This is a genomic window from Yersinia aldovae 670-83, assembly GCF_000834395.1.
Classification (GTDB): domain Bacteria; phylum Pseudomonadota; class Gammaproteobacteria; order Enterobacterales; family Enterobacteriaceae; genus Yersinia; species Yersinia aldovae.
This window is the reverse complement of record NZ_CP009781.1, coordinates 3,436,939-3,456,744: the sequence shown is the minus strand read 5'-3', so window position 1 is coordinate 3,456,744 and position 19,806 is coordinate 3,436,939. Positions and strand designations below refer to the sequence as shown.

Here is a 19,806-nt window from a genome sequence, read left to right as displayed (position 1 = left end):
CGTTAGTTCAGCCAAACGCCAAGCGGTAGGGTGACATCAAGTAAATAATCAAAGGCATAGAACAGTGAAATGCCTAATACTGCGCCAGAGAGTGCGGCAACCCAGATTTTTGCCTCAAATAACAAGGCAATACTAAAGGTCAGCAACGCAGTCGCCAGCGGGAAACCAAGCCATTCAAATCCCCAGGCATAAAGCACCAACGTAATGACCATCACGAGCAGACGGTGCAATACTTTGGCGTGCGGCCACGGAATAATGTCAGGTTTACGTAGCAGTAATAACACCGCACAAAGTGTCATTAATGCCAGAATTGCCATTGGGAAAGGGCGAGGACCCAGCGGCTCATAGGTATACTCACTTTGTATGCCCCAGCCGATAAATAAGCCGCTAATACAAAGCAGTATCCAGATACCGGCGAAAATACGATCACTCATGAGATTTCCCCTAAATTACTTGGCAAGACCGAATGCTTTTGCCTGTTCACGATATTGCGTGACCTGATTTTTGACATAAGCATCCAGCGCTTTACCGGTCATGTTGAACTCAAACAGACCACGCAGATCGCGCTGTTTTTTGAACTCTTCAGTTTGCATTAAGGTGTTGAAAGTATCAGTCCACCATTGGTACTCGGCGTCGCTGACTTTCGGCCCAAGATAGAAGCCACGAATAATGGGCCAGACTAAATTAAAGCCTTGCTCTTTCGCCGTCGGGATATCAGCCAGTTGGCCGGGCAGACGTTGCTCTGCATAGACGGCCAATACCCGTATTTTGTCGCCCGAGAGATAAGGCACCATTTCACTTAAATCACCGGACACGGCCTGGATATGATTGCCTAATAATGCAGTGACCGGTTCACCACCACCTTCAAAAGCCACATAGCGCATTTTGTGGGGATCGACGCCCACTTCGCGCGCCAGCAGCGCGGTTTTCATCCAGTCCTGACTCCCAATGGAAGCTCCTGCGCCAAAGACTACGCTGTTAGGGTCTTGTTTAAACGCAGCCATCAGATCTTTTAAAGTTTTATGGGGGGAATCAGCACGAACAGCAATCATGCCGTAATCGGTGCCGATGGCGGCCAGCCATTTCACATCGTCAACGCTATAACGACCAAACTTATTTTGTGCCAGATTAAGCAAAGACCCCCCGGAGAAAGCGACAACCGTGCCGAATTCCGCAGGACGTTGCGCCACAATAGCGTTATAGGCAACAGCCCCAACGCCACCTGGCATGTAGGTGACCCGCATCGGGCGGTCAATAGCTTTAGTCTCTTGAAGAGAAACTTGAATCAGCTTACAGGTGAGGTCAAAACCGCCACCGGGTTTAGCCGGAGCGATACATTCTGTTCTGCCAGGTGCGTCAACAGCCTGCGCTAATGGTGCAGCGAGCATCAGAATAGAAGCGGCCAAAGTGCAGATAACCATTCTTTTCATATTATTCTCTCATTATTTTCTTATAAATTGTGAGCCTTCACACGATTGCGAGGTTACTGAATTGTTAATAGATTAACCTTTCAGTTACCTTTCAGTGGGAAGGAAAAAGTACAGGATGTGATATGCGTCTCTTGTTAGTAGAAGATCACCCCGAGTTATCTCACTGGTTGCAGAAAGCACTGACTCATGCAGGCTTTGCTGTGGATGTGGCAAATGATGGCGTGGCCGCAGACCACTTACTGCAAAATGAAAATTACGCATTAGTGGTATTGGATGTGGCATTACCACGCCTGAATGGATTGGAACTGCTGGCGCGCTTACGTAAACGTGGGCAAACCTTACCGGTCTTGTTATTAACCGCCAGAACAGAAGTGGCAGATCGAGTGAAAGGGTTGAATCAGGGGGCCGATGATTATTTGACGAAACCATTCGAACTGGATGAGCTGGAAGCACGCATACGTGCGCTATTGCGTCGTAGCATCGGCGAAACCACACAGACAATTCAGTTTGGTGATTTGACTTATCACGATGAAGGCTATTTTCTATTATCTAACAAGCCGTTAGCACTGACACCACGAGAGTCCGCAGTCCTAACCTCACTGATACATCGCCGTGGCAGGCCGGTGGCCAAGCAGCAATTGTTTGAACAGATATTTACCTTAGCGGACGAGGCGAATCCAGAAAGTATTGAACTGTATGTACATCGGGTTCGCAAGAAGTTGTACGGCAGTAACGTTGTTATCCAGACCTTACGTGGCCTGGGTTACAGTCTGGAATGTGTCGATGGGGCACTCTAATGTGATTACGACTCGCTGGTTTAAAGCGCCACGCTCGCTGTTTCATCAGTTACTGCTATTTTTTGGTGTACCGCTGCTAATTTTGGGCGGAATTTCAATTTATACCCATTATATCAGTGCCATGAATGCGGCAACACTGGCTTATGATCGCACGCTTTTAGCATCAGCACGAACAGTCGCGGAACGGCTGGTGGTGCGTCATGGGCAGTTGGAGGTTGATGTCCCCTACATTGTGCTGGATAGCTTTGAGCGGAATATGAATGATCGGCTCTACTATCAGGTGATCACGCCAGAAGGTAAAAGTATTGCGGGTTATAATGACCTCCCCCCCTTTCCTCCCACGACACCGCGATCCCTCCTCTACCCAGCATTAGTACATTTTTATGATGCTGAATATCAAGGTAAACCAATACGGGTGGCCGCGCTGTATCAGCCAATCAACGAATCAGGCGTCATGGGGATGGCAATGGTGTTGGTCGCGGAAACACTGGCTTCACGTCATGATTTGGCGCAACAGATCATGGTATCGGCAGTTTTGACCCAAGGAGCGCTAGTCCTATTGACTCTGGTAATGGCTTATATCCTGCTGAAAGGTATTCTCAAACCATTACGTAAACTGTCCGGCCTGATGTTGCGGCGCGATCCCGGTGAACTGACGCCGATCCCTAAGATTTTACCGTGGTCAGAAATGGAACCGCTGCTATTAGCATTTAATCGCTATATTGAGCGCTTACGCGAAATGGTGGCACGGCAGGGGCGTTTCAGTGCTGATGCCTCTCATCAACTGCGCACCCCGCTGGCAGTGCTGAAAACACAGGTGGCGGTTGCACTGGCCTGTGAGGAGCCGCAGCAATGGCGCGAAAGTTTATTGGCGATGCGCGAAACCCTGGATCACACCATTTCGCTGACGGACCGCTTATTGCAGCTATCACGAATGAAAGTACATGAACGCAGGCTACACCCCGTCAATCTCGCGCCGTTATTGCGGGACGCGTGCTTCGCACACCTTGCTCAGGCTCGCAGCAAACAGATAGATCTGGGTTATGAGGGGGAATCGGAGTGCTGGGTTGATGGTGATGCTTTGTTGTTAACTGAATTGTGTGACAACTTGCTGGATAACGCCTTGAAATATACGCCAAAACTAGGTGTGGTGACGGCTCGATTGATGATAAAGCGTGAGGCTGGGCACTGTTTACTTGAAATTGAAGACAGTGGCCCCGGTATCGCACAAGATGAAGTGGCGCTAGCGCTGATCCCTTTTCACCGACTCGATAATGTGGGTCAGCATCCGGGGGCTGGCTTGGGGTTAGCATTGGTAAAAGATATTACGACTTACCATAAGACCCGCCCTGAGTTATTACACAGTGAGTTACTCGGCGGGTTAAGGGTGCGAATTCGTTTTAGTCTATGCCTTAGATAAGGCCGCCTAACCACCAGCGCCCGTATTTTCATACTCCGGCTAACACACCATTGCCGTTTGGCTAAAGTCACTAATGAAGCAATTCCAACGATTCTGAAGTATTCGTCATTTTCCCCATCACAAAAGCCAAATTAGCGGCAGCAACCAAAGATGCGGCATGAGCGTCAGTGCGCATTTGTTGCGCATTCAACAACCCATTAGCCGCTTCGTTGGCAACTGTTATGGTGCCGACACCATTGCGATAAGACTCCAGTGCGGCGTCATAGGTAATAAACGAGGTTTTCACCAGCGTTAATGCCGCCTGATTAGTTTCAAGCGCAGAGCGTAAAGTATTAGCCGCCACCACAATTTCGCGCACCGCCAATTCCTGTGTTTTCTTAAACCCTTCAGCAGCAACCGCTGCGCGAGATTCCGCCTCTTTCACCCGTGCGGCACGTATCCCGCCATCATAAAGAGGAACACTGACACCGACCAAAACACTGGAAGATGAAGTTTGTGGGCTAATCCCCGGCAGGCCCTGAATATCAAAGCGCCCATCACCGCCAGCCACCGCGCCGGCCAGATAGACTTTTGGCAAAAAATCAGCTTCTGTTGCTTTGATACCCGCCTGGGCTGCCTCAACCGCGGCATAGCTGGCTAACACATCTGGCCGCTGGGAGAGGGCCAGCCGAATCATCTTCTCGGTCGGCGCGTTTACCCCATCCGGTAAAGCACGATCCTCGGCATAAGCGACTTTAATATCCAATGACGGAGAAACCCCCATTGCGCCGAGTAAGGCCTGATAAGCATCGCGTTCAGTGCCTTTTGCCAGCACCCGACGTAACTCAGACTGCGCAACTTGCTGGCGTGCCAGTGCGACTTCCACTGTCGTCGCGATACCATTTTTGCGCCGTTCCTCAGCAGCATCCTGAATTTTGAAGCTGTTTTGCAATGTTTTCTCGGCTATCTGGCTTTGGGTTTGCGCAGCACCGTATTGGAAATACGTGCGAGTGACATCGTAGATTAGCTTCTGGTGCATCCCATTAAAGGTCACATTGGCGGCATAAGAAGTCTGTTTAGCAGCATCCAGTAATGCGCTGCGCTGACCGAAATCGAAGATAAGCCACTGTAATGCCAAGGCAGGAACCACCGCACTCCCGCTGGTTTTCAAATCCTTTTCGTTGCCGATGGCATAAGGTAAAGGCGTGGTCGTACGCTGATAACCTCCAATCACACTGGCAGAAATTATGGGTAAAAATATCGCCTCCCCCATTCCGACCGCCAGTGCTGCCTGCCGCGCCTGCTGCCAGGCAATGCGGGTATCGGGATTCTGGCTCTGGGCGATATCAATCAATTCAGGCAACGAATAGCTATGCTCGCTTTTTAGGCTGGGCGGCGGTAATAATTCCGCTACCCGCGGGTTCGGCGGCACAGAAAAGTGACCGCCGCCCATCGAAGCGCTGGCATTCCCATCAGGTGTCCAGGGTTCGGAGTAAGATGTTGGTGCAAGATCCAAGCTGTCAGTAGCACAACCGGCGATCAACATGCTCAAACTCAATAACGAGCAAGTCAGGCATTTTTTGGCTATCCGGGCCGTCAGTACAGCGTGCGTCATCATGTCATCCAATTCCCAGAAGTTCCTCAAGCCGCTTTATACGTTGTTGAATAGTCAGATCAATCGGCGATAAATCTTGCCGTGATGGTTCGCTATTCGCTCCTTGCTCATCCGATAATGTCGCGGAACCGCTACCTGTCGAGAGGCGATGCAGTTGTGCCACATCAGAGGCCGACTTTTCCGTCGGTAGAAACAGCACCGGGCACAACTTACCCATCTCTGCCAGTATGGCCTGTAAGCGCGCGCACTCTTCTCGCGAGGGGCGCAATTGTGCAGGTTCAAAGGGGATCAGCGCCAACTCTTCTTGCGCGCAGGTGATCTCCGCCTCGACCGTTGTCGCTTCTCTGAGCGCCGCCGGCCGGGCATCGGGCGCTAATGTGGCCAGGTTTGTCAGCCCCTTCAAGGCGTGACTGATATGGACGCGCACCGCATCTGCAACCGCCACCGGCCACAGTCGGGTGAAAATCAAATACACCACCAGATTACCCAACAAAATACCCAGCACCCTATCCAGAGCCACGCCCAGATCGGTGCTTGGCCCGAAGCCTTGTAATACCGTCAGCAGGAAAGCCAGCCCGACCTGTACACCGGCATAGGCAATACGTTCACTGCCACATGACACCCAAGCGGCCAAGAGAATGCAACCAAATACCAGCGCCATTAATTGCCCGATATCGTTCATATGGGGAATGATAAAGATAATCGACAGCACTCCCATCAATGCCCCGATCAAACAACCAATAATCCGCAAGACTAGTTTATGTACCGTCTCACCGGTAGTTCCAAGTGCGGCAACATAGCAAGTGATCATAGCAGTATGAATGTCCTGCCAATCCAATGCAGTGTAGATCAGGTAACAAATCAGCGCGGCGGCGGTGGTTTTCAGGGCAAACTGCTGATGAACAGGGTTGGTTAGGGCATCTGCGGCAAAGAAGGTGGATTTCGGGGCATTCAGGTCTTGCCCATTATCGGCAGTTGCCAGTGCTGTCAGCGCGTTGCGGATTTCATTGATTTCATCGCTGGGATCGTCAATGGTGAAGTGAGGGGTAAGCGCAAGATTGCCAGCAGCAATCGCCTGCGCCGCATCACTACAGTAGGCCGCCAGCTCAAGGCGCGCATTCTCCGATGAAGTCGCAGGTAAAGCCGAAGTAGCCAACAGTAACCGGTAACTGCTTTTTACGGCACTTTCAAGCCAAGCCGCTTCAGCCGAGGGCCGCAGGTGAAAAATACGCACAAAAAGCGCCCGTTGCTGATGCGCTTTTTGCCCTTCCTGTAGCAATTCTTTTACCCTCGTCATAGTGGCAGCATCAGGTTGGCGCAATGCCTCGGCCACCGTCACTAATCGCTCGGATAGACTGTAGCGCAATAAGCGCTGCGGCATTCGGCCAAAGAAAAGGTTAAAAACAATCAGCAGCAACATCGGCGAAACGGCCATTAACCAGGCATACAACAACCCCCGTGTTGCCACTTCCCCTAAGGGGATGTTACTCAGTAACGTCATCACAAACGCGATAACCAGTGCAATAATGCTGCCAACCGGGCCGAGTTTGCTGGCCGAACCGAGATAGAGAAATAAAAATGAGCTGACAATCAAGGCCGCCATGCGCAGTGGTGCGGCTTCCAACGTGAAGTGGATAAGCAGAAATACCAAGCCGACGACCATCGACACCAGTATGGTGATCGCAACCGCCATCACCATGCTCTCGACGCCATCTGGTTTCATCACGAAAAGAATGAGATAACAGCTTATCGCAGATTCAGGGATGCCATATATCATGGCGATCATCGCCATCAAGGCACACAACGCGGCAACCCGCCACGCCATAGCCACCCGGCCTGGGAAATAGGCTAAATCCGCTTTTGCCTGACGGAGTATGCCGCCAAGCGTACCGTCAGCAACCCTCGTCATTTCGCACGATAACCACAGCAGTCGCTCCGACTCGCATCAAGTCCTCCGGCGGTTTTTCCAGGCTGATTCTCACAGGAAAGCGCTGGACAACACGCACCCAGTTTAATGATTTCGGTACATAAGGCAGGCCACGCGGGATATTCAACATATCTTCAGAACTCACGCCCCAGCCAATCCCCTCGACCCGCCCCTGAATGACACGCTGCCTGTCAGCCATAACATAGACGGTAGCGCAATCCCCCACCTTGATATGCTTCAACTCCGTTTCGCGGAAAAATGCCACAGCATGCCAATGTTCGGTATTGATAAGCGTGAAAATAGCCTGATCCGGGATGACAAACTCACCGGCGGAGACAGTCAGCCCGACAACCCGGCCATCGTGAGGCGCACGAATTTGTGTATTGGCCAGTTCCCGTTCAGCAATAGCAAGTGCCGCGCGGCGCGCCACCACCAGCGCTTCAGCAGCGGCGGTGCTGCTGATCAACGCCTCAGCGGCAAATGACTGTTTTAATGCCTGTTTCAGACTGACTTCAGCATCGTGTTTTGCCGTCGCGGCATCATCTACCTGCTGGGCGGTAACATAGCCTTTGGGGAGCAGCGGTTGTAAGCGAGCCAACGTCTGAGTGGCTAATTTGAGATTGGCTTGCGCCCGAACAATCTGTTCATTGGTAATGGCTGCGTTGGACTGCTCTGCGATCACCGTGCGTCGCTGGGTATCGCGGGCAGCTTCTGCCATTTTCAACTCAGCCTGCGCTTGCTCGACTCGCAAACGGTAGAGGTCTGGCTCAATGGAAAACAACAAATCGCCACGCCGGACTTTGCTGTTCTCCTCCACATTGACTGAAATGATACGGCCTGGAACCGAGCTGGCAATATGCACTACGCTCGCCCCAAGTTCGGCATCTTCAGATAACGGGTTCAGTGTGGTCTGCCGCACAGACAGCCAGCCAAAAATCACGGCGGCAAAAATGATAACGCCAGCAACAATCAGCGCCAGTTGCCGTTTGCGCCCACTCCCTTGTAGTTTATTCATATTCATCATTCATCGCGTAAACAGTAACAGGGAACAGATAAATGCCACAGCAAGCGCCAGGCAGACATACACCAACAACCGCAACGGCAGCACCTCATCAATACCGGCACGAATAAACAGAACACGAGCAATCACCGCCGTGATTATTCCGATAAAAGCGCAAGCCATCCAGGAAGGGAAATAGGAACCCACTAGCGAAAATGAGGGAGCCGCAGCACCTGAGCAACCACTCAGGGCGATAGCCGATAACAGAACCCATACCCCACACCATAAATTCTGCTTTGCACAGCTTAACAACCTGAAGAAAAACCACGGCTGCTTCCTAAGGGAAGTCATATTATTCATTGAACAACCTCAATTAACTGGCGTCACCCTACCAGAAGTCAGGGTTTGTCATCATAAAAAACCGCTAATGATCACTTCCCAGCGTATTTTTGAAAATTTGGCCATCTTTCATAATGACTCTAAATGCTTTATCTGGCTGGGCTACAAGTTGGATATCATCCAGCGGATTGCCATCAACCACAATCAGATCAGCCAACGCACCATTTTCCACCACACCTAATTTTCCCGGATAAGGGTTTCTCGGGCCAGAAAAAGCACAAAGTTCAGCGTTAATACAGGTCGCCATCTTGAGAATTTCGAGCGGTGAATACCACCGCGTCAACTTGGCTAATTGCGCCCCTTGCCGGGTTGCCAGCCGGGCATCAAATAGCGTGTCAGTCCCCCACGCGGTCTTGATGTTATATTTCTTCGCCAACCGATAAGCGGTATCGGTGCCGGCCACCATTTCGAGCTGTTTGGCACGGGAAGCTGGACTTGCCATTGGCACCGCATCTTCATCATCAAGGAAGGGTTGTAGGCTCCACCAGATGCCTTTTTCGGCCATTAGCTGGACGGTTGCTTCATCTACCAACTGACCATGTTCAATACACTTAACTCCGCCGTTGATAGCCATAGTGACAGCCCGGGCAGTGTAAGCGTGGACGGTCACATAAGTACCCCAATTTTCAGCCGCAGTCACGGCCGCCTGAATTTCTGGCACCGAGCCTTCCGTCACACTGATCGGGTCATACATAGAAGCAACGCCGCCGCCAGCCATATATTTGAGTTGCGAAGCACCTCGCATCAGTTGTTCTCTGGCGCGCAACAACACCTGATCAGCACCGTCAGCAATCGCCGTCATACCCACGCGCTCAGCGTAACTCAATGGGGCTGATGGGGTATGAGGCAATTCACCCAGCAAGCGAAAATCGCCATGTCCACCGGTTTGAGTGATAAATGCACCCGAAGGGAAAATACGTGGGCCACGAGCCACTTGTTCGTCAATGGCTCGTTTCAAGCCAAAAACCGGCCCGCCCATATCACGCACGGTAGTAAAACCGCGCATCAATGTGGCATCTGCTTCAGCAATGGCCAGCGCCTGAATATAGTTAAAATCCGCCGTCATCGCGGTCATCATTGACGGGCGAGCCATAATGGCGTGCCAGTGGGCATCAATCAGCCCTGGCATTAGCACCCCACCCCCACCGTCAATTAGCTCCACCTCCGGCGGCAGCGGTGTATTCGCAGCTTCTACCGACTTAATTTTGTTGCCTTCCACTAATACCCGTAGCCCGTCTCGTAGTTGGTCTGAAACGCCATCAAAAACGCGAACATTAATAAAAGCCATCACGCGCACCGCATTAGCGGCAATATCTCTTTTTTGTGGTTTTGCTCCCGGTACAGCCGCTGCAACCGCCGCTGCCGTGATAGGTGTTGATTGCGCTGCTTTCTGGGAAAATACGGTATTGATGCGTACAAACGCCGGGCTATTACAGAGGCAACCTTCGCCATGAGTAGGGGGGAGCTGAATTAATGGCATGTGAGACATAGCGTTCTCCTTTGTGAGCAGCCCCGAATAAACAAGCTGAGGGCGCGCACTCGATCATAGAACAAATTCTCTCGTAACAACTTATTTTTATGACAAAAATGAACCCGAAATAGTGATAGAACGCTTATCCTGACCTGATAATACCGATAACCCTGTATTTATTGTTTGCCCGGACGCGTTGGCGTGCTGGCCTAACAATAACAGCGGCTTAACCCCCATCACGCTAACGGTAAATCTTAACGCTGGGTATTCACCGCTATCAGCTTTATCTTTGTCACCGGAGTTTATTGCTTCAATAGCGTTAGTTGCCTATGGTTCTCAATAGAATTGCATGGGATGGCAAGAGAAAATTTGGTCTATCTAATATGATGCCAAAGTTAGATTAATAAAGTACATTTATTATTAATACGCGCCCTTACTTTAAGAATTGTGCTCGGTTAATATCTGAAACAGACTTACTTTTAAATGTTATTATAGCTTATTAAATAAATACCCATTTATAATAAGTGGCTTTAGATATACACCTGATAGTAATAGAAAAATCTTACATTGAATTCCATGTAGGAAAAATCCCACATGAAGTTCTCTTGTGTTCCCATATATAAAGTATGTTACATGATGTTTAATAGCCCATCAGGTTTGTAACTTAGATTAACGCATGGTGTCACAAATGTACCTCTTGTAATTTAATCCAGCACAACTGGATGTAGCAATAAACTTGCTGTGATAGCAATATAGTATGTGCTTGTTTTATTAGTAAAGAACTATTAAATCAATCATATTACCTCTTGAGTATAGGTGTTAATACCGACGAGCCTTAATATGACTGTTTTTATCTATTGCCAATAAACATTCAATCACAGACTTCAGTCACAACAACTTCACCATTTCTATGGCGGATCTCCCGTATTTGATACATCGGAGTAATGCCGTTTAATTCATAAATAAAAATACAAATAAGCACAGTTTGTTATTTTATTATTAATTATTGACTTATAGAGCATAAATAAGTATGAGCTTACATCGCGTATCATCACTGCATCAAACAAAACAGTTAAATAAAACCAGAATTTCTAAATCAGTAGTCTGGGCAAATATTGTCATCCAGACCATATTTCCTTTGAGTATTGCTTTTACCCCTGCGGTAATGGCGGCAGAAAACGTCGAAGGCTTAGGCGAGGCACAGCATTCTGCCTCACAAGCTGAACAGTCTACCGCCGATGCAGCAACACGTTTAGCATCAATATTATCAGAGGGTGATTCAGCCAAACAAGCGAGTTCCATTGCGCGCGGTGCCGCCACCAGTACCGGTAATGAAGCATTGCAAAAGTGGTTTAATCAGTTTGGTAGTGCGAAAGTACAACTCAATCTGGATGAAAAATTGAGCCTAAAAGGTAGTCAGTTAGATGTGTTGCTGCCACTGACCGATAGCCCAGATTTGCTTACCTTTACTCAGTTGGGTGGCCGTTATATTGATGACCGCGTGACATTGAACTTTGGGTTGGGCCAGCGTCATTTCTTTGCACAACAAATGCTGGGCTACAACCTGTTTATTGATCATGATGCAAGTTATAGCCATACCCGTATTGGCGTCGGTGCTGAATATGGTCGTGATTTTATTAATCTGTCAGCTAACGGTTATTTTGGTGTCAGTGGTTGGAAGAATTCGCCAGACCTGGATAAGTATGATGAAAAAGTCGCAAACGGCTTTGATTTACGCAGTGAAGCTTATTTACCAGCGTTGCCACAATTGGGGGGTAAGCTGATATATGAGCAATATTTTGGTGATGAAGTTGGCTTGTTTGGTGTGGATAACCGTCAGAAAAACCCTCTTGCGGTCACTATGGGGGTGAATTATACCCCAATTCCTTTATTTACTGTCGGTGTCGACCATAAAATGGGACGCGCAGGAATGAATGACACCCGCTTTAATCTTGGTTTTAACTACGCATTTGGCACCCCTTTGGCAAATCAGCTCGACTCTGATGCAGTCGCAATTAAGCGTAGCCTCATTGGTAGTCGCTATAATCTGGTGGATCGTAATAATCAGATTGTTATGAAATACCGCAAGCAGAATAAGGTTACCCTAGAGTTACCAGGGCGTGTTAATGGTGCTGCAAGACAAACAATGCCATTAGTGGCAAACGCCACGGCACAGCAAGGTATTGACCGTATTGAATGGGAAGCCAGTGCCTTGACGCTCGCGGGTGGGAAAATAACCGGTAGCGGCAATAATTGGCAGATAACATTACCAAACTATCTGTCTGGTGGTGAGGGTAATAACACTTATCGTATTAGTGCTATCGCTTACGATACCTTGGGTAATGCTTCTCCCGCTGCTTACAGCGATATCGTGGTAGATAGCTATGGTGTGAATACTGATGCTTCTGGCCTGACAGCGTCACCCGCTTCTCTGCCGGCAAATGCCGTCGCGAGCAGTGTTATTGAACTTAATATTAAGGACAATAATAACCAACCGATTACGGGTATTGCCGATCAACTGGCATTCTCTCTTGAATTGGCACAATTGCCAGAGTCGAAACGCGCCAGAGTGGCACGTTCCGCGCCATTGGAAAGTGTCGAACATTCGATAACACCAATCAGCGAGCCAGCACCGGGGGTTTATCAGGCCACGCTCACCGCTGGCAGTAAACCACAACTGGTTAATATCAGCGCTCTGATTAATGGTGTGCCATTAAGTGATGTGAAAACTAAAGTGACCATGACTGCCGATGAGGGCACCGCGACTATACAAGAGAACAGTCTGGAAATTGTGACCAATGGTAGCGTTGCGGATAATGTGACAACCAACCAGGTGAAAGCGGTAGTTGTTGACGCTTATGGCAATAAATTATCCGGTGTTGACGTCAATTTCACCGTTGATACCAATGCTAATATTGTTGCGACGACAGCGAGTGATAAGCAAGGGATAGCAACTGCGACTATCACCAGTTCTAAGACTGATAGCTACACTGTTAAAGCCGAACTGAACGGTGAAACACAGCAGGTTGATGTGAACTTTATCGCCGATGTTGGCAGTGCCACTCTGGATGGCAGCGCTGAGCATAAACTACAGTTGGTTACTGATGGTCAACCTGCCGATGGTGTCAGCGCCAATGAGGTAAAACTGACGGTGGTAGATAAGTTCGGTAACACCGTGCCTAATGTCAATGTGGCTTTCAGCACAGTTAGCAATGCAACTATCAGTGAATTTACCACCACCGATGCTCAGGGTGTCGCAACAGCGAAAATCATCAGCACCAAGGCGGGTAACTATACGGTAACAGCAAGCCTTAATGGGATGGAACAAACGGTAGATGTAAACTTTATCGTTGATACCGCCACAGCAGCCATTACCGCTGATAACTTTACCGTGGAAGTGAATGGTCAAACCGCAGGTAGCGGTACTAACAAAGTACAAGCCATCGTGCTGGACAAACTGGGAAATCCCGTCCCTAACATGACCGTGACTTTCAATGCGACCAATGGTGTAACGGTAAAAAACGCGTCAGTTCAAACAGATACTGATGGTAAAGCAGTAACCGACCTCACCATGACCAATGTGGGTGGTACTATCAGTACGGTAACCGCGGCGATGACTAACCCTGCCGGGGTAAGCAGTTCTCATGATAAAGAGGTGACGTTCTATCCTGATTTCGCTAAAGCAACACTGAATACGCCGGTGAATGCTTATAGCGGCTTCAATGCTAGCGGTGGTTTCCCAACCACTGGGTTTAAAAACGCCAACTTCCAATTAGCACCACATGGCAGTGTTGCCAATAATAGCGATTATGAGTGGGCCAGCAGTGATACTAACATCAGTGTCAGCGCCTCAGGTTTGGTTAATCTTGACAATTACCCTACTGGAACAGTAACCATTACAGCCACCTGGAAACAAGATAAGAGTAAAGTATTCACTTATCAGTTTGCGTTAAACTCCTGGGTAGGCCAATTTAACGCCACCTCCGTAACTTGGGCTGCTGCCAATAGTGCATGTATTGCTGACGGGATGAGATTACCTGCAAGTAGTGAGCTGTCGACCGGTGGGACAACCCGCAGTATCGGGACTTTCTTTGGTGAATGGGGGAATCTGAATAATTATCCTGATTTCCCTTCTGCATCAATTATGTGGACGTCAACCAGTGGTGAAGATTTCCATCCGAACACCGGGGTATCACATGCTGGCGGTAACTCAACGTTACCTTATATGTGCGTAAGATAATCGGTCTATTAGACTAACGCCCTTTTAGCGTTAGTCTGCCGTTAAAAGATTAAGCGGCTATCAGATTCGTCAGTTCCAAAGCCAGTGGGTAACCCCGCTGGCTTTTTTGCAGGGGACGGGTGCCAGTAAATATATTAGTTTGAATACTCGCTTGTCCCTCAGTACTCACCTGCTATTAGATATGGGTTATGAACCGCCCCGGTTTTCTCGGGGAGTTTTGAACCGTTGTTCACGCAACCAGACCTTTGCCAGCCTGTGAAGCAGGTTAGCTCATATGCTGCAAGGCTTGGAAAGTCAGGCGGTCTATGACTTCGTTCGTGAACATCCGGGGATATGTGCGTTAGAGCACGATGGATTTGTATCCTACGATAAGATTAATGAGGGGGATTGGGGGCATCTATATCTTTACATTGTACTGAAAAATTGCGCGTTGTAGTGAACCCCTGAATTATTGATTTTGGACAAGAAGATGACATCTTAAACTTTCTTTAACAGCAACGGACGGTAAACGGATGTCATGATAAAGACGAAGGTTCAAACGAGATGAAAAAGCCTCTTCTGAGGCTTTAATAATTAGACGTCAAAATCATCAGGGAATTCTGACCTAAGCTTTTCCTGCCGCTTTTGGTAACTATCGGGATTTTCCTGATGAGGAAGCTGAACTTTCAAACCACCCCCTATCTGATCGGCGATATAGACAGCAGAGCCTATCCTATCGGCAAAAATTGGATCCATAACGTCAAACTCTTTAGCAGCATACATGCCCATAGTCATTTTATGGATCCGGCTTTTATCTTTTTCTTTACCGGTAATCACGTTGTGCAGATAAATCAACTGCTGAACGATGGAGTTATACATGGGTTCAAGCGTCTCGCCACCAATAACGTTATACTTAATGTGATGATGACGTTTCTGAGCCAGACGCAATGCCCTGTCCACGTAATCTAAAGCGGTATCGTTGGTCATTTTTTCGGACTCCATACGTCTTTATTGGTACTGAACCATTGTATGCCACCGCCTTCAGCCTGGAAAGGCGTTTTAGGGACTGACCAGGTATCCAGTACTGGACTAGCGGTACTGCGCAACATCTGCACCGGCTGCTGTGATTGATAGGTTGTCGTCACTTTAGGAACCTTGATATCGGTGCCGCGCAAGTTCCCTTCCGGGTTAATACCGAGTTTGGTTGGTGGAATATTTTTATTTAATGAATACCAATTGCCTTGCCAATTACCCGGGGCCTGATTCTGGTAAGCCAACTTACCCTTGTTAATGGATTCAATCGATACCGTCTCGTTAAGATTAATTCCTTTTTCTAGGTATGCGATTTGTTCTTTAGGAATACCCTCTGTATGCATGAAATCTCTTACAATCTGCCTATTACCTCGAATGTTGATATCGTGATTGATATCACCACTTCGACCAAATTTGTCATTAAGGTAAGCATGTCTGTCTGAAACGGTATTTGCCTTCTTCATGGTGGAAGGTTTAGATAAAGTTGCTATCTGACGGACAGTATTTAATCGTCCAAGACCAAGACCTGCTGCGATTGAAAATCCTGTAATGAGTAAGCCTTTAGACTCATCATTCATAACCTGCTCAAATCCTTTATCCGCATCACCGCCTAAATCTTTAGCTGTTTTCGCAAAGCCTTCAACATTTCCGTTGTAAATTCCGCCAGCCGCCAGCAGACGACCCGCAGACTTGCTGTTGATCGTACGGAAGGCTTGTGGTTCTGGCAAATCCGGCGCAGAAGCACGTACCAAACGCTGAACTTGCGTTGGTCGTGGTTTGCCTCCCGAGCGCCGATAATCCCTTCGACTCACCGACTTACTGTATTCAGTAGTAATGCTTTTCGCGCCATCAAAACGAAAAGCAAGCGGATCGGTGCAAATCAGCACACCTTCTTCATTGATGTGAAAGAGCTTTGCAGGGCCATGCATATCACTCAACATGACTACGTCACCGGAAAACACCATTTTTTCCAGTTTCTCCTTTTCACGCGACCCGCGAGAGGAAGCCTGAGTATGGTAAGATCGGCTTTCACGCATGTTAATAATATAACGACTGGTATGGTAACCATCATCAAACTCATACTCACGGCAAATCCGTGACCAGCCCGCATATGCACTGACTATACGTTCATAATCTTCGGGTGGAAGATTATCTCTTGATAGGTTGTACAGATAGATACCCGGCAGACTGAGGCTCATTTCAATACCGTCCGAAATGAGTCATGGTACAAGGCTTGAATGGGCAGATATGTAGCAGGACTGGTGTCGGTGGTAATATTATCGTGGATACTCATCGTTCCCTCAGTGTTAACCATCCATTAGATATGGATTAACACTAACACACTCAGAATGCAGAGAAAATAAACAAATATCGCCATTAAGTTACGCGGCTAACACCTTATTTTCAGTACTTCCTGTTGGGGTCAATGATAAGTTTGAAGCACTCCGTTTACCCTAAGTCCATAAGCGTCATTTTATCAACGTATCAAGATAATCCGCCTATTTTTGCAGCCAGAGCTTACACTCAACCTCGTAACGGTAGAGGTCGTAAGTACCCTCGACACCCTTACGGGAGTGGCCTGGAATGGCCTCAGCAACCTCACTGGGGCACCCAAGACGCCCCAAGCCAGTACGAACAGTTCGGCGTAAATCATGCGGTGTCCAGTGGGGGATATCAATCATCTGGTCTAGCTTACGTAATCGGTTTGAGCTTTCGTTTAGAAAGTGTTGCGAAATAGGTCGATTTGTTCTTTTGGCTTCAAATAGATAGTTTTTTGGCGTTGAACACATGGCGTCAATAAACACTATGGCTTGGCTGGAAAGTTGTACATGCCGCTCACTGCCTGTTTTGGTTTCTTTTAGATGAATAGTAGCTTTAACGAGACCAACGTTTTCCCAAGTCATCTCGCAGACTTCACCGGTACGACAACCCGTCAACAAAGTTAACAGTAGGACATTCTTGATATTCTTAGGATATTTTGATTGAGGTAACCAATGCAAAAATTGGGTTAACTCATTTTCAGATAACACCCGCTTACCTGATTGTGAAGTCAGTTTTATCTTGGTTTGCTGCATACCAGACTTCGCCAACAATGCGGGGTTCATCAAACCGCCTTAATCCTAAAGCGAATTCATAGGCTGAACACAACTCACGAAGAAGTATCCCTCCAATACGTTAGCACCACGTTGAATGACTGCCATCACAATATCGATGACATCTTTTCTTGTGATATCCTTAGCTATCGTTCCACCCATTTTATCGACAACATCTTTAGTCAGAATACGATGGACAGCGTCTTGCCCAGCTTTCTTTCCTGCGCCGGGAAAAATTTCGCCATCTTTCCCATGCCGGTCTTCAATGCGCGGGTCAGGTAAAGTTCAACCAGAACTCTGACAGTAAAAGCTGTTTGTTGAGCAGCCAACTCGACTTGATGCTTTTGTTGTTTTTCCGCTTTGATTTCAGTTGCAGGGCAGTGTCCCTCATTCTTAATTTGCTTGAGGTCTTGGAGTTTAGATCTCGCTTGTGCAAGGGTGACGTTGGGAAAGTGACCGATCTTAATTTGGGTGAGTTTGTGAGTTAAGGGGCTGGTATAACGATAGAAAAAGGTTTTAACACCCGTAGCGTCACAGGTAAGCCGTAATCCTCGGTTTTCACCCGTGTCAGCGTTGTCTTTGTCACCGGGTTTCATCGCTTCAATGGCTTTGATTGACAGTGGTTTTTTTACTGTTTTTTCAGTAATGGATGTATTCGAGCATGGTACACAATATGTTGACTTATTATGCCACAGGCAATGATAAAGCTACATTTCGACCTACAGTAAAGTGTAGGTTTTAATGGTTTTTAGTGGGATTTAATGAGACGACAAGAGACGGCACGTTCAAATTAAAAACATATAAAATTAAATAATTAAACCCATAAACCTCATAAATAACAGGTAGAAATAGGTATATATGATTGTTTTGTATCAGGATAAGCACATCATCGTTATCAATAAACCCAGTGGTTTGCTTTCCGTCCCCGGTCGCGCGCCAGAGAATAAAGACAGCGTGATGACCCGCATTCAGGCTGATTACCCTACAGCAGAATCTGTTCACCGGCTGGATATGGCAACCAGTGGTGTGATTGTGGTGGCGCTAACCAAAGCGGCCGAACGTGAAATTAAACGCCAGTTCCGCGAACGTGAACCGAAAAAGTGTTATATCGCTCGTGTATGGGGGCATTTGGCGCAAGATGAAGGGTTGATTGACTTGCCTTTAATCTGCGACTGGCCAAATCGACCGAAACAGAAAGTCTGTTATGAAACAGGTAAGTCGGCACAAACCGAATATCTGGTGCTGTCACGAGATGAAGATGGCAGCACACGGGTGAAGCTATCGCCTATCACCGGCCGCTCACACCAATTACGCGTCCATATGCTGGCAATGGGTCACCCGATCCTTGGCGATGGCTTCTATGCCCATCCCGAAGCCAAAGCGATGGCATCCCGATTGCAGTTACATGCTCAAGAGTTATGTATTACTCATCCAGAGTTTGGAACGGTAATGCATTTTAAATGCGAACCCGAGTTTTGATTTTTTCAGTAACAGATCAACTCAGAATCAAACCAGATCGGAACATAAGCTTCGATCTGGTTTTGGCTTTTCTGAAACAATAACCCTTATTTAAAACCCTGCTCACGCTTGATCAAATCATACGCAGCTTGAATCTCTTGGGCTTTTTGCTTCGCCATTTCCATCATTTCTGGTGGCAAACCTTTTGCTACCAACTTATCAGGATGATGCTCACCCATTAACTTACGGTAAGCACGCTTGATGGTCACACTGTCATCAGTGCTGTTCACACCCAGCACCTTACAGGCATCTGCCAACGTTGGGCCATTTGACGCTTGTTGGTAGCCGCCCTGAGAGTATCCTCCCTGCTGCCCCTGCCAAGCGCCTCCACCGCCAAATTGACGCCCCCCTTCAATCATGCTCAGGAACTGATCAAATTGACCACGGGAGATCCCCAGCTCTTCAGCAATGACATACAACACCTGCCGTTCATTGGGATGCAAAGAACCGTCAGCAAATGCGGCCTGTAACTGAATTTCCAGAAACATCCGAATTAAATCAAAACGGCCAAAGCAGACAGCGCGCAATTCCTGCAACCTTTCACGTAACGGAAAACCACTCTCTTTCCCTTCGCGGAACGCTTGTTGTGCGGCTGTGCGAGCCTCACCATGCAATTGCATTCGATCCATCAATTGGCTGGCGAGTTGAATATCAACTTCCGTAACACGCCCTTTAGCCTTGGTTAAATGCCCCATGACCTGAAAAGTGGTGCGGAAAAAAATTAATTGTCGTGTTTGTTGATCGGCAAAATAGCCGCGGCGCTTCGTGCTTCGCACCCTGTCTACCATATGGCCGACAAGCAACCCTAGTACCACACCCCAGAAACCAGCACCGGACATTAAGCCCAATACCAGACCGAGCAGTTTTCCCCAATACCGCATATACTCCTCAATTCATCATGCCGTC

At 48.1% G+C, this 19,806-nt stretch carries 16 protein-coding genes; 4 read left to right on the top strand and 12 right to left on the bottom strand.

The window, feature by feature from the left end:
- Nucleotides 1-2: 2 nt before the first annotated feature.
- Together AT01_RS15600 and AT01_RS15595 are read right to left on the bottom strand one after the other, a co-directional pair.
- A complete protein-coding gene (locus AT01_RS15600) occupies nt 3-434 on the bottom strand; it encodes a tripartite tricarboxylate transporter TctB family protein (RefSeq protein WP_004702831.1) in 432 nt (143 codons plus the stop codon).
- 15 nt (nt 435-449) lie between these two features.
- Complete coding sequence (locus AT01_RS15595; protein ID WP_042547787.1) at nt 450-1,430, bottom strand: Bug family tripartite tricarboxylate transporter substrate binding protein; 981 nt, start codon at nt 1,428-1,430, stop codon at nt 450-452.
- A gap of 122 nt (nt 1,431-1,552) precedes the next feature.
- Here AT01_RS15595 and tctD point away from each other — a divergent pair, with 122 nt between their 5' ends.
- Both tctD and AT01_RS15585 read left to right on the top strand, forming a co-directional pair.
- Nucleotides 1,553-2,227, top strand: a complete 675-nt coding sequence (gene tctD, locus AT01_RS15590; RefSeq protein WP_042547786.1) for a transcriptional regulator TctD — start codon at nt 1,553-1,555, stop codon at nt 2,225-2,227.
- Nucleotides 2,214-3,647: a sensor histidine kinase gene (locus AT01_RS15585; protein WP_042547785.1), complete on the top strand. Its 1,434-nt coding sequence runs from the start codon at nt 2,214-2,216 to the stop codon at nt 3,645-3,647. Before tctD ends, AT01_RS15585 begins: the two co-directional genes overlap by 14 nt.
- Before the next feature lie 70 nt (nt 3,648-3,717).
- Here the strand turns inward: AT01_RS15585 and AT01_RS15580 are convergent, their stop codons facing one another.
- From AT01_RS15580 to AT01_RS15560, 5 genes are all read right to left on the bottom strand, one after another.
- Nucleotides 3,718-5,244, bottom strand: coding sequence for a TolC family protein (locus tag AT01_RS15580; protein WP_042547784.1), 1,527 nt, complete (start codon nt 5,242-5,244; stop codon nt 3,718-3,720).
- A 1-nt stretch (nt 5,245) separates the two neighbouring features.
- Nucleotides 5,246-7,150 carry an FUSC family protein gene (locus tag AT01_RS15575; RefSeq protein ID WP_042547783.1) on the bottom strand — a complete coding sequence of 635 codons (1,905 nt, stop codon included), beginning with the start codon at nt 7,148-7,150 and terminating at the stop codon, nt 5,246-5,248.
- Complete coding sequence (mdtN, locus tag AT01_RS15570; protein ID WP_042548662.1) at nt 7,134-8,183, bottom strand: multidrug transporter subunit MdtN; 1,050 nt, start codon at nt 8,181-8,183, stop codon at nt 7,134-7,136. Before mdtN ends, AT01_RS15575 begins: the two co-directional genes overlap by 17 nt.
- 9 nt (nt 8,184-8,192) lie before the next feature.
- On the bottom strand, nt 8,193-8,528 hold the full coding sequence (locus AT01_RS15565) for a YtcA family lipoprotein (RefSeq protein ID WP_042547782.1): 336 nt from the start codon (nt 8,526-8,528) through the stop codon (nt 8,193-8,195).
- A 64-nt stretch (nt 8,529-8,592) separates the two neighbouring features.
- On the bottom strand, nt 8,593-10,056 hold the full coding sequence (locus tag AT01_RS15560; RefSeq protein WP_042547781.1) for a metal-dependent hydrolase family protein: 1,464 nt from the start codon (nt 10,054-10,056) through the stop codon (nt 8,593-8,595).
- Nucleotides 10,057-11,068: 1,012 nt separating this feature from the next.
- Here AT01_RS15560 and AT01_RS15555 point away from each other — a divergent pair.
- Nucleotides 11,069-14,278 (top strand): inverse autotransporter beta domain-containing protein, encoded by a 3,210-nt coding sequence (locus AT01_RS15555; RefSeq protein ID WP_144404949.1) that lies wholly within the window; start codon nt 11,069-11,071, stop codon nt 14,276-14,278.
- 573 nt (nt 14,279-14,851) lie between these two features.
- Here the strand turns inward: AT01_RS15555 and AT01_RS15550 are convergent.
- From AT01_RS15550 to AT01_RS22505, 4 genes are all read right to left on the bottom strand, one after another.
- A complete protein-coding gene (locus tag AT01_RS15550; RefSeq protein WP_042547780.1) occupies nt 14,852-15,244 on the bottom strand; it encodes an immunity protein Tsi6 family protein in 393 nt (130 codons plus the stop codon).
- Complete coding sequence (locus AT01_RS21410) at nt 15,241-16,488, bottom strand: polymorphic toxin type 46 domain-containing protein (RefSeq protein ID WP_082039631.1); 1,248 nt, start codon at nt 16,486-16,488, stop codon at nt 15,241-15,243. Before AT01_RS21410 ends, AT01_RS15550 begins: the two co-directional genes overlap by 4 nt.
- Before the next feature lie 300 nt (nt 16,489-16,788).
- The gene (locus tag AT01_RS22510; RefSeq protein ID WP_327212962.1) at nt 16,789-17,394 is read right to left on the bottom strand and encodes a tyrosine-type recombinase/integrase; all 606 of its coding nucleotides are present in this window, start codon (nt 17,392-17,394) and stop codon (nt 16,789-16,791) included.
- Between the two features lie 170 nt (nt 17,395-17,564).
- A complete protein-coding gene (locus AT01_RS22505) occupies nt 17,565-17,978 on the bottom strand; it encodes an Arm DNA-binding domain-containing protein (protein ID WP_082039630.1) in 414 nt (137 codons plus the stop codon).
- Between the two features lie 262 nt (nt 17,979-18,240).
- Here AT01_RS22505 and rluA point away from each other — a divergent pair, with 262 nt between their 5' ends.
- The gene (gene rluA, locus AT01_RS15525) at nt 18,241-18,861 is read left to right on the top strand and encodes a bifunctional tRNA pseudouridine(32) synthase/23S rRNA pseudouridine(746) synthase RluA (protein WP_042547779.1); all 621 of its coding nucleotides are present in this window, start codon (nt 18,241-18,243) and stop codon (nt 18,859-18,861) included.
- An 86-nt stretch (nt 18,862-18,947) separates the two neighbouring features.
- On the opposite strand, the gene djlA is transcribed toward rluA, so the two are convergent.
- Nucleotides 18,948-19,781: a co-chaperone DjlA gene (djlA, locus tag AT01_RS15520; RefSeq protein ID WP_004702798.1), complete on the bottom strand. Its 834-nt coding sequence runs from the start codon at nt 19,779-19,781 to the stop codon at nt 18,948-18,950.
- Nucleotides 19,782-19,806: the final 25 nt, after the last annotated feature.

Excerpts from the sequence above, each read along its gene's own strand:
- AT01_RS15600 (WP_004702831.1), bottom strand. The coding sequence starts at position 434 with ATGAGTGATCGTATTTTCGCCGGTATCTGGATACTGCTTTGTATTAGC.
- AT01_RS15595 (WP_042547787.1), bottom strand. The coding sequence starts at position 1,430 with ATGAAAAGAATGGTTATCTGCACTTTGGCCGCTTCTATTCTGATGCTC.
- tctD (WP_042547786.1), top strand. The coding sequence starts at position 1,553 with ATGCGTCTCTTGTTAGTAGAAGATCACCCCGAGTTATCTCACTGGTTG.
- AT01_RS15585 (WP_042547785.1), top strand. The coding sequence starts at position 2,214 with ATGGGGCACTCTAATGTGATTACGACTCGCTGGTTTAAAGCGCCACGC.
- AT01_RS15580 (WP_042547784.1), bottom strand. The coding sequence starts at position 5,244 with ATGATGACGCACGCTGTACTGACGGCCCGGATAGCCAAAAAATGCCTG.
- AT01_RS15575 (WP_042547783.1), bottom strand. The coding sequence starts at position 7,150 with ATGACGAGGGTTGCTGACGGTACGCTTGGCGGCATACTCCGTCAGGCA.
- mdtN (WP_042548662.1), bottom strand. The coding sequence starts at position 8,183 with ATGAATAAACTACAAGGGAGTGGGCGCAAACGGCAACTGGCGCTGATT.
- AT01_RS15565 (WP_042547782.1), bottom strand. The coding sequence starts at position 8,528 with ATGAATAATATGACTTCCCTTAGGAAGCAGCCGTGGTTTTTCTTCAGG.
- AT01_RS15560 (WP_042547781.1), bottom strand. The coding sequence starts at position 10,056 with ATGTCTCACATGCCATTAATTCAGCTCCCCCCTACTCATGGCGAAGGT.
- AT01_RS15555 (WP_144404949.1), top strand. The coding sequence starts at position 11,069 with ATGAGCTTACATCGCGTATCATCACTGCATCAAACAAAACAGTTAAAT.
- AT01_RS15550 (WP_042547780.1), bottom strand. The coding sequence starts at position 15,244 with ATGACCAACGATACCGCTTTAGATTACGTGGACAGGGCATTGCGTCTG.
- AT01_RS21410 (WP_082039631.1), bottom strand. The coding sequence starts at position 16,488 with ATGAGCCTCAGTCTGCCGGGTATCTATCTGTACAACCTATCAAGAGAT.
- AT01_RS22510 (WP_327212962.1), bottom strand. The coding sequence starts at position 17,394 with ATGAACCCCGCATTGTTGGCGAAGTCTGGTATGCAGCAAACCAAGATA.
- AT01_RS22505 (WP_082039630.1), bottom strand. The coding sequence starts at position 17,978 with ATGAAACCCGGTGACAAAGACAACGCTGACACGGGTGAAAACCGAGGA.
- rluA (WP_042547779.1), top strand. The coding sequence starts at position 18,241 with ATGATTGTTTTGTATCAGGATAAGCACATCATCGTTATCAATAAACCC.
- djlA (WP_004702798.1), bottom strand. The coding sequence starts at position 19,781 with ATGCGGTATTGGGGAAAACTGCTCGGTCTGGTATTGGGCTTAATGTCC.